The following is a 14,913-nucleotide window of genomic DNA, read 5'->3' as shown; positions in this document are numbered from 1 at the left end:
TGCTGACCGCAAGTGCTTCGCCGTGCGGGATTGCCCTCCCTCCCGGAGGGGCGGCATCCCCCGGCGGCGAACTAACCCCGACCATCATCCGCCCGGAGGTCCGGAGATGCCCCTTGCCCCTGCCCTCATCTGTCTTCTGTGGTTCAGCCAGTTGGCCGCCGCTCAGAACCCCGTCGCGCACGACGCGGTGAACTGGGATTTTGAAGACAAGAGTCTCGACGGTTGGCGCTGCAAGTCGAACGCGGTCATTTCCTTGGGCGAGGATACAGATCGCGGTGGGATTCTCGAGGGAAAGATCACCTACGGAGAGTTTGATTTCGGCTGGTTTAGCCGCTTCATCCCCGACACGGACTTCTCGCGATCCTGGGCCGTGGAGCTGGACGTGCGCGGCGATGGGAAAGGGGGGAGGCTGGACATGCAACTGGGCCGCAAGGCCCCCGAACGCCCGATCTACTATCGCAACCTGCGCGACGCGGTTGAGTTGGACTTCACAGGCTGGAAGCGCATCAGCTTCCGGCTGACCAACTTCGCCGGACCGGCCGGACGCTTGCGCACTGACGACCTCTCGCAGGTCTTCTTCGTCGAGCTGTTCGTTACCGGGGGCAGGCGCACCGGAACCACCGAGATCGCCTTCGATAACATCCGCGTGGTGCCGCCCACGCCGGAGCAGTCTGCGATTCTCGACCAGTATGCGGCGGAAGCTGGCAAACTCGGCGGTCCGCCCGCCCTGGATGGCTCAAACCTCCTGCCGAACCCGGGCTTCGAACTGGACCTCACCGGACAGGGCAAGCCCGATTTCTGGTCCGCCGGCGACTGGGGCCTGGGCAGCGTCATGACCTGGGAGACCGACAATCCCTTCGCGGGTGAACGCTCCGTGTCGGTGGAATGTGCCGACAAGGAGCAGCGCGGCTCCTGGGATCTCCGTGTGCCCCTTGCTCCCGGTCTGTGGGTATTCCAGGGCTGGTATCGTACTCGCCACCCTCAAGCTGCCCCCCGCAAGGGAGTGGATGCCCGGATAACGCTGGTGGATCCAGAGGGACGTACGATCCGGGAGTTCCATGCATACGGCGAACCGTCCGAGACGTGGAAGCAGACCACTGTGCGTTTCGAAGCCCCCGCTCAGACGGCCGCTGCGCACGTGTACCTGTTCAACTTCTTCGCCGCAGGGAAAGTCTGGTGGGATGACGTGCATCTGGGAGCCGACACCCAGAGAATCGCAGAGATCGAGGAGGAACGCCGATTGAACGCAGCAGCGCTGGAGCAGGCAAGGGCGATCTTCGAGCCCACCACCGATGGCGTAATCCAATTGGCCCAGCGGGCAAGTGACAGTGATGACTGGAAGCTCCTCCTGGCGACCCTCGAATGGGCGCTGGATGACGCAAAGTTGGCCATCGACGCAGGCCTTGGAACGCAGGCACTGGCGACCCTCGAGGACGTCGAGGACTACTGCCGCCGCGCAGACGAGATCCTGGCTCAGGCCGCCGCGGTACCACACGCGGTCAGCCAACCGCCTGACGCCGATGGCAATCCGTATATCGCGAATCTCAACCAGAACGCTGCGGGCATCGCGAAGGACACCACCGTCTACAAGAAGGGCGAAGAGGGCTATAACCAGATAGCCAACGCGTGGACATTCCGGACCCTCGGGGAGCAGTGCGCAGTGATGGCCTGGGGGCTGTTGGACCCGCGAAGCGCCCTGCGACACAGCCCGGCTTTGCTCAAGCGCCTTCTGGTTCACTACCAGGCGATTACGCAGAACCACGACGGTGGAGACTTCAACCCGCGCCGCGAAGCGATCTATGGCCGCGATGAGAACATCAACCGCTTCTGCATCGCGCCGATGATGGACTCTCTGCTGATGCTGGAGGCGGAATATCCGTGGGTGATCCTGCCCTCGAAACGCGAGGAGTGGCAGCGGGAACTGCGGACCCTTGTCGATTACCAGTACCGCACCTACGGGCCGCGCGAGCCGCTTGATCCCGACAGACCCCGATACTACCCCAACATGGATGTGCACTACCTGCTCATCATGGAATGGGCCTGGCGAATGTTCGGGGATGAAAAATACCGGGACGACCGTGACACCATGCTCCAGTGGCTGTCTGATGCGCTCTACCCCAATGGCGCATGGACCTACATCTGGCCGCAGAATGAGTGCTACGTCTACCACCAGCTCAATGTGACCTTCATCGCGCGATACTACCAGGTCACGGGTGATGAACGGGCACGAGATATCCTGCGCCGATCGGCCGGATACTACCCCCTTGTGCATGACTCTGAGGGCATGACGGAGTCCTACACCGACTGCTCCTGGAAACACTACTGGAGCGCGGCGGCACCAGCCGGGGCCGACGTGATCGCAGGAATGTTCGACGATGGTGCGAACAAGCTGGCGGCCCTGGACGCCGCGCAGAACGGGTATGACCGGGGGCTTGCCGCAGTCTACGCGGCCCCATGGTGGAAAGACATAGAGCCCTCGCCACGCCGGGACAACTGGCTGCTGTATGACGAGGATATCCAGGGCCCTCGGGGCCGGTACGGCAAGTTCGGTTTCGCGGGTACCGCTCGCGTGACACCGGTGGGTGAAATCGGCAAAGACACCTTCGTCGGATGCATGGTGAGCGACCGGAACAGTAAGCCGCTGCCACTTGATGCCGCACTGCAAGTGGCCACGGTAGAGGCCCGACTGAAGCCGGACGGCGATCATTGGCACAATGCCCGGTACTGCTCGGGCCGCGAGGAGCCGTCGGTCGTTGTTGCGCCCGACTTTTCCACCCTCTGCGTCAAGTATCGCATAGCGCACCCTGCCTGGGGCCACGGCAGCAGCGATGAACCGTGGGAAGGGCTTCAGCAATGGTTCCTGAGCAAGGACCGGCTCATCGGCATGCTGACAATTCGCGCGGTTGAGGACACAACGTGCGCCGGGGTCTGGGGACGCTTGCGCTTCGGGATGAACCGCGAATTTGAGGTCGGCCAGGAAGGCATGTTCCGCTATGGCAGCCTGATCACCCGCATCCACGACAGCAGTTTCGCCAGTGTCGAGACCGCGCCCAGCGAGACCTTCTTCCTGGATAAGCCCGAGAAGTACCGAAGTCGCGAGATTATCCTGAAGGACGCCGCTGCCGCATCGGGCGATGCGCCACCCTTCAGCTATACCGCAGGCCGGCAGTTCCATTTTCTCGCCGAAGTGCTGCCGTACCAGAGTGATCTGGCCGAAAACGTACAGACCATCCGCGAAGGCCCGATCTTCGGCTTCTCTTTCACCGAAGGCGCCCGAAGGGTGACCGTGCTGCACAATGAATCCGACGCAAGTGTGGAGCGGGATCTGCAGGTAGGAGAGGGCCAGGCCCGGGTGTTTGCGCCACAGCACGACGCCACTATCCTCGACGTGGCGGGCGGGAAGGCCACGGTCACGATCCCTGCAAAGTCCCACGTGACGGTGGTGGTCGAGGGATGAGACCATGGGTGTCGATACTTGCTGCCGGGCTGGTTCTCTGTGCCGTCTGGAGCTGGAGCGCGGGGGATCTGCTGCGGGTGGAGGCCGAGAAATGGGCCGCCCAGGGTGGTGGGACGGTGCAGGTGATCGAGCGCAAAGAGGCATCGGGCGGGAAGACTGTCAGTTACTGGGAAGACCCCGGTCCGTGGCTCGAGCTGGCCTTCGATGTACCCGCCGAGGGGGAGTACGTCATTAGTCTACGCTACAGCCTGGGCTGGCCTGACACCCGGCGCGAGCTGTCCCTCGATGGCAAGTCGCTCGGGTCGGTGACGCTGGCTGGAACCGGCGCTTGGGACGCCTTTGAGGTCGCCACGCTCGATCTCCCGCCGCTCAGGTTGGCAGCGGGAAGACATGTGCTCCGCATCACAAACGCTGACTCGCGAGGTCTATCGCTGGACTGGGTGGCGCTTCATACCCGGGAGGTCTTGCTCGCGGATAGGAAGCTGTCGCCCGATGAACTCGCGGAATTGGAGGCGGCGGCGCGGCGGAATGTGGCACCCCGGCAAGATGCCGCGCTAAAGCACGGGACGGTGGAGTTCGGCTTCAGCGAGACAGGGCAGGGAGTGTTTGCGAAGATCGGAGACTGCCTGTTTGCGACAGCTTCCGAGCCGGAAACTCCCGGCGCACAGTGGACCTTGCACGCCGTCGGTCAGCATCGGCTTGGGGTGGTGCGCGGCCCTGACCAAGGGCAGCTTGCGTTCTGGATCAGCGATGGGAGCAATCTCTTCGTGGTGGTGAAGTCGCGAACTAAAAGGGACGTCGCATTGCCCGCTCCTGTAGTCTCCTCGGATGGCATGCGTACTGTGGAAGCGACCACCGGCGATGGCGAACGCCTGCTCTTGAGCGAAGCGGGGATCAGGTGGGAATCGAACTACCTGTCAATGGGCGGGGTGCACATAACAGCGTCGCCCGGGCTCACGATCTCGTCCCTGTCAGACGGTGCGCCACAGGTACCCGGCCTGCGTCTGCGTCTGGACCAGTGGCAGGGCATGTTCATCGGCGCTGCACGGTTATCGACCCGATGGGGTACGGATCGCCCGAGTATCGGTGTGGGGTCCCGGAAAGATTCTTTCGTGGTGAGGGAGACGGCGTCGCGTTACCCCACCCTGGCACGTTTCTACGGCGAAGGCCTGTTCGATCTGGTATTCGAACCGGACGGGTCGGCCAGGTTCACCGACCTGGCAACAGGAGAGACGCTCGAGATCGGGCGGTGACGCCCGCTATTCCAGCGTCCCCAGCACGACCCCCGGCACCTCACCGTGGGGGTAGCAATCCATCTTCAGCGCCGGGCTGTCCGCGGGTACCCGGAAGTCCCGCGTCAGGTAATCTGCGAATTGGAACGGCGCCTGCACGCTGCCCTGTTCCAGGCCAAGCTCCACCCGCACCTTCTCCAGGTCCGAGTACCGCACATTGTGCCGCCACGCGCAGCCCCAGTTGAACAGTTCCTGTCCCGCCGCCACGTCATAGAGATTGCTGCTGAACTTGAAGTTGAGCTGGTCCAGGACAAGATTGACCGGGCGCCCGGTCTCGTCAATCTGCATCTCGCCCATCATTCCCACCGGCTCTCCCTGCTTCAGATCCGCCGGCTTGCGCTGCATGTGCTGGGGGAAGTGTCGCTCATCCAGCACATCAAACCAGCCCCAGGTCTGGGCGTCGCGGTTGTAAGCGATGATATTGTTGCGCACCGTCTGATCGTGGTTCCAGACGGGCTCCTCCGGTCCACTCTTGCCGATGCGGGGCGTAGTGCGGCCCTGTTCGCGGAAATTGAACCCCTCGCGATTGCCCACCATGATGTTGCGCTCGATCACGCAGCCTGGGGAGCTTGACAGGGAGATGGCCGCCTGCGCTCCCCACGCGCCGGGGGTGTCCGTGAGTCCGTTGCCGACGATCACGTTGTCATGGGCACGCAGGCCATAGGAGATCTCGTAGAAAATGCCGCAGTCCTCATTGTCGGCGATCAGGCAGTTGCGCACCACACAGTCTTCATTGCCGATGTCGAACCAGATGCCGTTGCCGCGGTTTTCTAGGAACCTGCTGTTTTCCAGCACCACTCCCCGGCACAGAACGAGCTTGTTGCCCCCGGCTTCCCAGCCCCGCGCCCAGTCCTTGGTATTGTTGTTGCGTACCAGGCAGCCGGTGAAAAGAAGATTGTGGGCCGAGCCGGCGGAAAAGCCCATCTGCCCATTGTCCTGAAAGGTGCAGCGCCGTACCGTCATGTTCGGCCCGGTGAAGGTGGCCCCGATGGAGTTCATGCGCTCTACCACGCAGTCTTCCAGCACATCCCCGGTCTTTCGCAGGACAACCGCGCCTGACTGGGCTCTGTTCGCGGCATAACGGAAGCGGATGCCCCGGGTTCTCACATGCTCGCCCTGCACATCCCACACCACGTCACGCACAGATGCCTCCACCAGGACCTTGGTCAGGTCTTCGCCATGCTTCCCGCGAACGAAAAGCCGCTTATTGCTCTGGTCCACGTAGAAGGACCCGCGGCTGAGGTGCGCGCGTTCGAGGACCTGGTGCAAGGGGTACCCCCTGACGAACACCTGTTCTGCGCGTCCGACCATGGCGTGGTGCGCATCATCCGGATGCGCCCGGTTCGGGCTCCAGCCGATGAACACGTAGGGCCAGGGTGCGCTGAAGACTCCCGGCTCCTCTTCGTGGCGCAACTCGGTAATGGCATCCGCGCCGGTGACGATGACATTCGCGGCGGGCGATGCCTCGAAGCGGATCGGCGCATCGGCGGTGCCGTTCTTCTCGATCAGCACCCTCTCGCGGTAGATGCCCGAGCGGATGTAGACCGTGGCGCCGGGCTCCGCCAGCGCCGCGGCTGCCGAAATGGTCTTCAGGGGTGCCGCAGGCGTGCCTGGGTTGGTGTCGTCGGCCTGGGGATGGCGCTGGTCGACGAAGATCGTTCCGGCGGAGGGGGCCTGGGCATGGCACAGTGCGCACAGAAACAGGAGCGTGAGCATCCAGAACAAGCTCGGGCAAGGGTCGGTGCACATGGTCATCGAGGCCTCCAGACGGTGGGCGTAGCTATCCAGCCTGCTCCGGCGGCGCTCCCATCTTCTTGAATCTCGTCAGGTCGGCTGAGAGCTGCCACTGGTCCGGGTTCTCCAGCTCGTGTTCGGCCATGAGATATGTGACGAAGTCGTTGAGCTGGCGCTGCGCCTGCTCAAAGCCGGCATACAGACGCTGCAGGTGGGCTTGTTGGGCAGGGGTCAGAACGCGCTCGCTCTCATTCCGGGGCGTCATAGTGCGTGGTCCTCTCCATTCACAGGAATGTGGGCGATTCGCTCCTGGCCCCTGAAGAACTCGATGTTCCCTTCGTGGTAGCGCATCCGCACCTGTCCATCCTGATCAAGCTCGATCCATGCGCCCTCATCCATCCGTAGGGAGTTCCCGTGCAGGTTGATGCCTACTCCGCACTCACCGGGCATGTCGATGCCGGTCTCTGCGCGCCCTCGCAGGCGGACCATGTTCTCGAAAGATCCCGCACCCTCGATCTGCAGCCCGGCCAGGGCAGGCTGCGGGCCAAGGGACTGCACCTCAATGCCGATCACGCCGTTGAAACCCTCTGTGCCCTCGTACTGGTTGCCCACCTCGATGTTCATGCCAATGCCTACGCCCCAGTTGCGGGCGAAGACCTCTGAATGGAACCCGCAACTCCAGCCGGGCCCCTCCTTATGCAGTCGCGAGTAGAAGACCACCGCGTCGCCACCGGTGTGATGTGTGCGCAATTGTGCATAGACCGTCCATGGGAAGGCATTGCTGCCCTTTTCGTCCTGGATGAGCGAGAGGACCTCGTGGGTCTGCCCCGTCTCGTGACTGCCTTCCCGCGCGAACAGGATCGGCGTGTCCAGCGGGGGAATGTCCGGCTTGCCAACGATGAACCGCCGGGGAAGGGTGTCGGGAAGCGTTTCCTGCGCCTGCGACTCCTTCACCGCCGCCGTCGCAGCAACGGCCGCAAGCGCCGGCACCAGTGCGGCTTTGAAGAAGGTGCGGCGGGTGGATTCCGGTTCGCTGTGTTCGCCAACGGGCATTGCGAGGTCACCTCGGATGAAGTGGATAGACGCTGTCACTTTTCAGTTCCGCGGCCTGCGTCCAATACCTTTGCAGGAGAGCCGCCAGTATCCGGAAAACTAGGTCCCCGAGGGGTGAACCACAGGGGCTGTCCATGCGTTGATATGTATACTGATTATATAATCATCTGAACGGGTGATGACTGTATGTGCAGCCACTGCTCGACACGCCCGGCCGGCACGCTGCTTGTCGGGTTGGTCTTTGCGGCGATGATCCTGTCAGGCGCATTCGTGGCAACAAGCCGTCCGGTCGCGCAGCCGGCCGAGAGTGCAGGAGGGACGGATACCACAGCCGTTACGGAGGCAAACATCATGACCAGCGAACCCAAGCCCGGCGAATACCGGAAACTCACCCCCGAAGAGGCGGCTGTCATTCTCCACAAGGGCACTGAGCGACCCTTCACCGGGGAATATACCGATCACTTCGCCGAGGGTATCTACACCTGCCGCCAGTGTGGGGCAATGCTGTACCGGTCCGAAGACAAGTTCAAGGCACACTGTGGCTGGCCGGCGTTCGATGACGAGATTCCGGGCGCTGTGAAGCGTGTGCCCGATGCCGACGGCCGCCGCACAGAGATCATCTGCGCCAACTGCGGAGGCCATCTGGGTCACGTGTTTACCGGGGAAGGCTATACGGACAAGAACACCCGGCATTGCGTGAACTCGATCTCGATGCTGTTCCGGCCCGCTGAGGAGGTGAAGTTCGGCCGGGCGATCTTCGCCGCCGGCTGCTTCTGGGGTGTGGAATACCAGTTCCAACAGCAGCCGGGTGTCCTGAGCACTACGGTGGGGTATATTGGCGGCAGCACTGAGAAGCCCACCTACGAACAGGTCTGCAGCCACACTACCGGCCACGCAGAGGCGGTGGAGGTCCTTTACGACCCAGTGCGCATTTCCTTCGAGGATCTCGCAAAGCTCTTCTTCGAGATCCACGATCCGACCCAGGTTGACCGCCAGGGACCGGATATCGGTGACCAGTACCGTTCGGCGATATTCACCACCAATGATGACCAGAAGGCCATCGCCGAGAAACTCATTGCTGATCTCAAGGGGCGGGGGATGAAGATAGCGACCCAGGTAACGCCCGCGGGGAAGTTCTGGCCGGCAGAGGAGTATCACCAGGACTGGTTCACGAAAAAGGGCGGATACTCATGCCACCGCCGCCAGAAGCTGTGGTAGTGCAGGTTGATGAAACGAGAGGCGGGGCTTCGACCGATGAGAAGGTTCGAAGCCCCGCTCGTTTTCCGTGCATCCGGCGTGGGGTGTGCCCCTGCTAGACTTTGATGTCATGCCACGCCGCACCCTCAATCGGCGTGTGGAATGCCCCCAGCACCTTGTTCACCGCACCGGCAAGCTGCGCGCAGTCCTCTTCGGTGTACCACTCGCTCAAGCCCAAGGTCACGCAGCGGGACAGCAGGTCCAGAGTGCGCGGGCACATGTCTTCGGCGTAAGGCGGCAGCGGCGCGTTGTAGTAGGGGCAGGTGAAGGGGCAGCCTTCAGGCGTCGCCGACTTCTGCTTCAGGATGTGCTCCCAGTAGCTGTAGATGTGCCAGTCGCGCGCGCCACCTGCGGTCATTACGCTGGCGCCCACGCCTTCGGCCTGCAGGGCATCCGTGAGTGTCCGGGCCTGGGCTGCGTCGGGAGCGAAGAAGGCGAACCGGTAACCTACCTGGCCCTCAACATCGCGCACCTGCTGCGGGATGATGTCGGTGTGGGGGACAAGACGATCCGTGAACCGCTTGTAGACCGTCCGGTTCCGTTCCAAACGCGCCGGGGCCTTCCGGAATTGCACCAGGTTCACCGCGCCCTCAAGCTCAGACAGGCGGTAGTTAGTGCCACAGAAGAGCTCGCCTTCGAATCGCTCCTCCGCATACCGGTCGGGCCTCCAGCAAGCGCCGGTGTCGTGGTGATTCTGGGCGCGGATGAACAGGCGCTCATCGTCAGTAACCACAAGGCCCGCTTCACCCGCGCCGATGTATTTGTAGCTACTGATGCTGAAGCAGCCCAGGTCGCCGATGGTGCCGCAGCGCTTGCCCTTGTACTCGGCCCCCGCAGCCTGGGCGGTGTCTTCGATCACCAGGCAGTCATTATCCTTCGCGAGCTTCATGATGGGGTCCATGTCGCAGACGGTGCCGATCATATGCACGGGGACGATGGCTTTGGTCCGCGGGGTGATCTTCTTCGCCACGTCCGTCGGGTCGATGGTTAGCGACTCGTCAATCTCGGCGATGACCGGTATGCCTTTGGCGCTCACCACGGCCGCCGCGGTGGCGAAGAATGTGTATGCGGGGACGATGACCTCTGTTCCAGGACCAATGCCCCCCGCCACGTAGGCGGTCTCCAGTGCCGAAGTGCCCGAGTGCAGTGCCAGGACGTACCTGCAGCGCAGGAACTTGCGGACTTCCTCTTCCATCGCCACCACTTTCGACGGGCGCGGGTTATAGTAACGCGTCAGGTGCGGCCCGCTGCCCAGGGGCTCGTCCTTGAGCGCTGCTCGGACGCGCTCCACGGCTTCCGCGCTGTACCCCCACGTGTCCGCGAGTTCCAGGAACTCCTCCAGCCCGACTTTGGGCTCTGCCGGGCATTCAATCTTCTCCACGGCCTTCGGGCCACCATTGATTGCGAGTTCGGCCTTCTTGTCTGACATTGTGGTCTCTCCTGTCCTCTTGTTGGCGCTCATCCTGGTCTCGTGCGAGGGCCGTGTTTCCCCGTCCATTCGGAATTACCTGCATGCCTGGGCGAGCCTGTGGGATGTTCGGGTAGGTATCCGGCACCCGTTCCGCGAAATGTGCCCTCCGGGAACCAGACTTGACCTGCCGGAGGCACTTATGTCAACCCGATTCCCTTTCTTCCTCATCGCTACCATGGCCCTCTGTCTGTCCGCTGTCGCCTGGGCCTGGAAGCCTGCTAAGGACACCGTCGGCCCTCTCACCGTAAGCATCATGGAGTTCGGCGATGTGGGCGAACTGGGCAAGCCGATCCCAGTTACCGTTGTGTTGGAGAACTCTGGCGACCAGCGCGTCTCGGGCCGCCTGCGCATGGGTGTCATCGACGACTGGTCCGTGGATCCGGCCGAACCTCGCGCGGTCGAGATCCCCGCGAAGGGCCGCCTGGAAGTCGAAGCAGTAGTCACTCCCGGCCAGGCCTCGTACTCGGCGCACTACCCGGTTCACGCGTATGTTGAGTTCCAGCACGCAGGGCATTCACTGGAGGCGCATGCAGTCTACGTAACCTTCGTTTCGCCTTCTGCTGTCGGCAACAAGCCCGCCGCGAAGGCCGGCCTGAGGCGTCTCGAAGCCTTGCGCACCGAGGCGCCGGTCAAGGTGGACGGCGATCTGTCTGAGTGGGGGAAAGCCATTGCCGTGCCGCTGGGCCAGGAACTCGTCAGCTTCGGTTCGGTCTCGCCAGGTGACTTCGCCCCGATCCTCCACCTGCTGCATGACGGGGATACGCTCTACATCGGACTACGCGTCACGGATGACGACATCAGCGCGGCGGATGTGGAATCGCGTGACTACGTAAACAGTGACTACACCCGCGTATATTTGTCGGCGCGGGGGGAGTCCGGTGCCAATGCTGGAAGCATCGGCCGCGACGACCTGGTGTTGAGTATCAATCCTCTGGCGGAACTGGGGCCGCGGGTGAAAGTGCCTGACTACGGTGTCCGCACTCGGACACCCGCGGATATGTCGGCGATCAAAGTGGGCGCGCGCAAGACGGTAGCCGGGTATGATGAGGAGATTGCCGTGCCGCTAAGTCTCGTGGGCGATGGTCTGTCCACCGGCGCCGAACTGGGCTTCAACCTCATGCTGGGGGACTCGGACAACGGTGTCAGGCAGGCTGAGGTAACCATCGGCAGCCAGTCGGGGGAGTACTGGACCAATGCGGGATGCTATGCGAGCTTGCGGCTGTCGGCCCTCACCGAAGACGATGGAAGCTCCGCGTTGCCGATCACCACGCTCAACGGCACGGGACCGGTTGCCCTGGACCGCCTGGGGCTGTTTCGGGTTACCAGCGCCCAGGGCGATGCGCCCTTCCACGTCCTGCCTGTTGGCTGGGTGGGTACGGATCCCCAGACCGGGACCACCTTCGCGCCTGTTCGCGCCCGCCGGCCCGACGAGAAGCCTTCCATTGGCATTCACCCGCCATACCGCGGCGGAGCGGGTCGCATGTGGGCCGAGACCCGATTCCGCCTGCCCGACATCACGCCAGTCAGTCTCACTTTCTCTACCGCCATACGGGACCACAACCCGGAGACCGAACCGCCCAGCGACGGGGTGGAATGGCGGGTGCAGGTGGCTCCCGAAGGCGGGGCATTCCAGGAAGTCTTCAAACGCTTCTCGGCATCGAAGGTCTGGGAACCTGCCGAAGTTGACCTATCCGCCTTCGCCGGGCAGACCATTACTCTGCGGCTGTGGAACGGCCCCGGTCCAAAGAACAACACCACCTGCGACTCAGGGTACTGGGGCGAACCCACGCTGATGGTGGGCGAGATTCCTGAACCCGAGGACCCCGCGGCTCTGCAGGAGCGTCGTGACAGGGCCATACGCCGGGCGCGGGCAGCGCTTGCAGGCAGGCCGGATGATTTCGGCTGGCTGGTGGAGAACCCCGCCGGGCGTTTCGGGGTGGGCTGGGCCGCGGGTGCCAACGGTTTCGCGGATGGCGCCCTGGCCTTCGTCACCGAGGAAGAAGCGGTGGTCTTTGATGAATTCATTGTCGAAATCAATGGCCAGAACCTGCGCGATCCGCGTTCTGAGATGCGCGTGATCGGCGGGAAGACCGAACGTGATCCCACGCGCCGCAGCATCGCAATCCGGGATTTCGTCGCCGACCCGCAGTACAACACCATCACCGCCTGGACCGAGATGTGGGCCGAAGATGGGGCATTCAAGATTCATTTCAGTATGCCCACGGAGGAACGCAATTCCCGTGGCGAGCCCCGTTTCACATGCCTGGGGCCCGGTCCGGCAACGATCAGGGCAAGGCGGGTGTACGCGGGATTCGGGAACGTGATTCAGGACCCGGGTAAGTTCACCCTCGGGCAGGGCGGGTTCACCCTCAGCACCCGGCACGTGGGGATGGACTTTGAGAATGGCATCAGCCTCGTTCAGGCCGCCGATGTTTTTCCGTATCGTTTCGAAGTCGATCCGGACCGCAAGCTCTATTCTCTTCAGACCGGGCACGACGCTACTTTGTTGTTCGTCCCCTCGGAGCGCGGGGCATTTGCCGCGGCCCGGGTGTACCGCGACCTGTCCGGCTTCGAGCCCGCCGGCGGCGTGGAGAAACTCAAGGGGAGAATGTGCATCGACTGGTGGGGAGGGCATGACATCGCCGCCGACATACGCCGCGCGGGGGCGTACGGCCTCAATGACTCGGTCTTCGTGAAACACGCCTGGCAGCGACACGGGTACGACTATCGCTTGCCAGATATCTATCCGCCGAGCTGCGACCCCGCAGTCTGGGACGCCTGGGTGAAGGCCTGCAAGGACGCCGGGATGCTCTGCGCAGTTCATGACAATTACATCGACTTCTACCCGGATGCGTCAGGGTTCAGCTACCGGCACATCCTGTTCAACCGCGACGGCACGCCGCAGCGCGCCTGGTTCCACTCGGGCCTCAAGGCCCAGAGCTACCGGTGGCTGCCCGGCGCGTACGGCCCCTGGCTGGAGCGGAACATCAAGCTCATCAAGGAGGGCTTTGCGCCCACCGCATACTTCATCGACGTATTCTCAGCTATTCCCCTCCTGGACTATTACGACCAGGAAGGCCGCTTCCACACCAAGCTGGAGTGCGCCGAGCACTGGGGCCGGACCTTCGATTATGTGCGCGAGCAGCTGGGTGACAATGCCCCGCAGATCTCGGAAGCCGGCCATGACGGGTTGATCGGACATCTCGACGGCGCACAGGCTGACCACAACTCCGCGAAGGCCTGGGGCTGGCAATGCGGCGACGCCGAACGCACGCCCTGGCATGACATGGCGAGCCATGGGAGCTTTGTCCTGCTGGCCGGCGGCCTTGGGCCACGCTATGCCGGAGATGAGCCCTTTTCCGGCTGGGGCAGCGATGACTACCTGTCGAATACTGTTATGGGTGGCCGAAACCCCATGTGCACTGGCCCGTGCACCCGGGACACGGTGATGACCTACTGGTTGCAGCACGACATCTGCGCTCGCCTCGCCCGGGAATCCTTTGAGGCCCACGAGTTCGTCGGCGATGACATCCACCGTCAGCACACCACTTTTGGTGGCGGCGGACAGGTCTGGGTGAACCGTGGCGACACCCCGTGGGTGGTGAATGGCCGCACGCTGCCCAGGTTCGGATACCTCGCCGTCTCGGGAGACGTAATCAGCGAGATCGCCCTGCGCGACGGGCTTTCCACGGGATTTGCGCAGAGCCCCACGGCAACCTTCGTGGATGCACGCCCACAGTCTTTGGATGTGAGCAGCCGGGCGCCCATCAGGACGCGAGTGGTGGCGGCACGGCACCTGGGTGGTGGAAAAATCGAGGCGGACATCGAGTGGGAGGTGCTGAGCCCACTCCCTGACGGGTACCAGACCTTCGTGCATGTCTGTCACCCGAAGGCAACCGACCAGGGCGAACGCATCGCAATCCACTCCAACGTGGACCTGCCGCTCGCGAAGCTCCAGGAGGTCGGAGTGCACCTTTCAAAGACTTCCTTCACGATCCCGGCGGACCTGTATGATGGAGAGTACCAGCTGCGATATGGTCTCTACTCGCCCTCACGGGGCGGTGGACGCCTCCTGCCTATTGCCTACATGGATGACACGCGGGTGCGTGGCGGCATCTTCACAGTGACTCGAGAAGACGGCAAGATCAAGTCTGTTGAGTACCGGCCCGAGTTGCCGCCGGCGGATGCGCCTAGGCTCAACGTGGAGGGCCGCATGGTCGACTTCGGCCCGATCGTCACCAATGGCGCTTTCCGGCTGGTCCACGAAAGCCCGTCAGAATGGCGGCTGTTGCCCCTGCAGGGCAGCCTTCCATTCCGGGCAATACTAAAGCTGGATGACCTGCCCGGGAGGCCCGGAAAGGTGTCCGGCGTTGACGGCCTGAATCAGAAAGGCGAGAAGCAGGAAGACGTGGCCTTCTCTCAAAATGGCCGGAATCTGGAGCTGAACCTGGACGCAAGAGCTTTCAGCTATCGGATTCGATTTGAGTAGAGGGGCTCTGCCCTGTTGGTGCAGAGCGGTCGCATTCGCGGCGCCCCGCGCTGAAGCATGGGGTGGAGGGCCTGCGGCCAGGCGTCCTGACGGACGCATAGGCGAATGGGCCTCAAGTTGCCCGGTTCCGTCGTCCGCCGCACCCAAACACAGGAGGATC

General features: G+C 63.1%; 8 protein-coding genes. 4 read left to right on the top strand and 4 right to left on the bottom strand.

From position 1 onward, the window contains the following. Positions 1–106 precede the first annotated feature (106 nt). The gene (locus HPY44_09180) at positions 107–3,457 is read left to right on the top strand and encodes a hypothetical protein (protein NSW56175.1); all 3,351 of its coding nucleotides are present in this window, start codon (positions 107–109) and stop codon (positions 3,455–3,457) included. Then, positions 3,454–4,710, top strand: a complete 1,257-nt coding sequence (locus HPY44_09175; protein ID NSW56174.1) for a carbohydrate-binding protein — start codon at positions 3,454–3,456, stop codon at positions 4,708–4,710. The genes HPY44_09180 and HPY44_09175 overlap by 4 nt, the downstream gene beginning before the upstream one ends. A gap of 6 nt (positions 4,711–4,716) precedes the next feature. Here HPY44_09175 and HPY44_09170 read toward each other — a convergent pair whose 3' ends face one another. From HPY44_09170 to HPY44_09160, 3 genes are read right to left on the bottom strand one after another with little or no spacing between them, the layout of a single operon-like run. Further along, positions 4,717–6,504, bottom strand: coding sequence for a right-handed parallel beta-helix repeat-containing protein (locus HPY44_09170; GenBank protein NSW56173.1), 1,788 nt, complete (start codon positions 6,502–6,504; stop codon positions 4,717–4,719). 25 nt (positions 6,505–6,529) lie between these two features. Further along, entirely contained in the window at positions 6,530–6,748 is a 219-nt protein-coding gene (locus tag HPY44_09165; protein NSW56172.1) for a hypothetical protein, read from the bottom strand. Further along, complete coding sequence (locus HPY44_09160; GenBank protein ID NSW56171.1) at positions 6,745–7,536, bottom strand: hypothetical protein; 792 nt, start codon at positions 7,534–7,536, stop codon at positions 6,745–6,747. Before HPY44_09160 ends, HPY44_09165 begins: the two co-directional genes overlap by 4 nt. 351 nt (positions 7,537–7,887) lie before the next feature. Between HPY44_09160 and HPY44_09155 the strand changes: the two genes are divergently transcribed. Continuing rightward, a complete protein-coding gene (locus tag HPY44_09155; protein ID NSW56170.1) occupies positions 7,888–8,754 on the top strand; it encodes a bifunctional methionine sulfoxide reductase B/A protein in 867 nt (288 codons plus the stop codon). Positions 8,755–8,848: 94 nt separating this feature from the next. On the opposite strand, the gene HPY44_09150 is transcribed toward HPY44_09155, so the two are convergent. After that, positions 8,849–10,222, bottom strand: coding sequence for an aminotransferase class V-fold PLP-dependent enzyme (locus HPY44_09150; GenBank protein NSW56169.1), 1,374 nt, complete (start codon positions 10,220–10,222; stop codon positions 8,849–8,851). Positions 10,223–10,403: 181 nt separating this feature from the next. Here HPY44_09150 and HPY44_09145 point away from each other — a divergent pair, with 181 nt between their 5' ends. Continuing rightward, positions 10,404–14,753: a hypothetical protein gene (locus tag HPY44_09145; protein NSW56168.1), complete on the top strand. Its 4,350-nt coding sequence runs from the start codon at positions 10,404–10,406 to the stop codon at positions 14,751–14,753. Positions 14,754–14,913: the final 160 nt, after the last annotated feature.

This window comes from Armatimonadota bacterium (genome assembly GCA_013314775.1).
In the GTDB taxonomy this organism is placed as follows: Bacteria; Armatimonadota; Zipacnadia; order Zipacnadales; family JABUFB01; genus JABUFB01.
The sequence above is the reverse complement of the archived record's forward strand: the minus strand, read 5'-3'. Positions and strand labels throughout refer to the sequence as shown.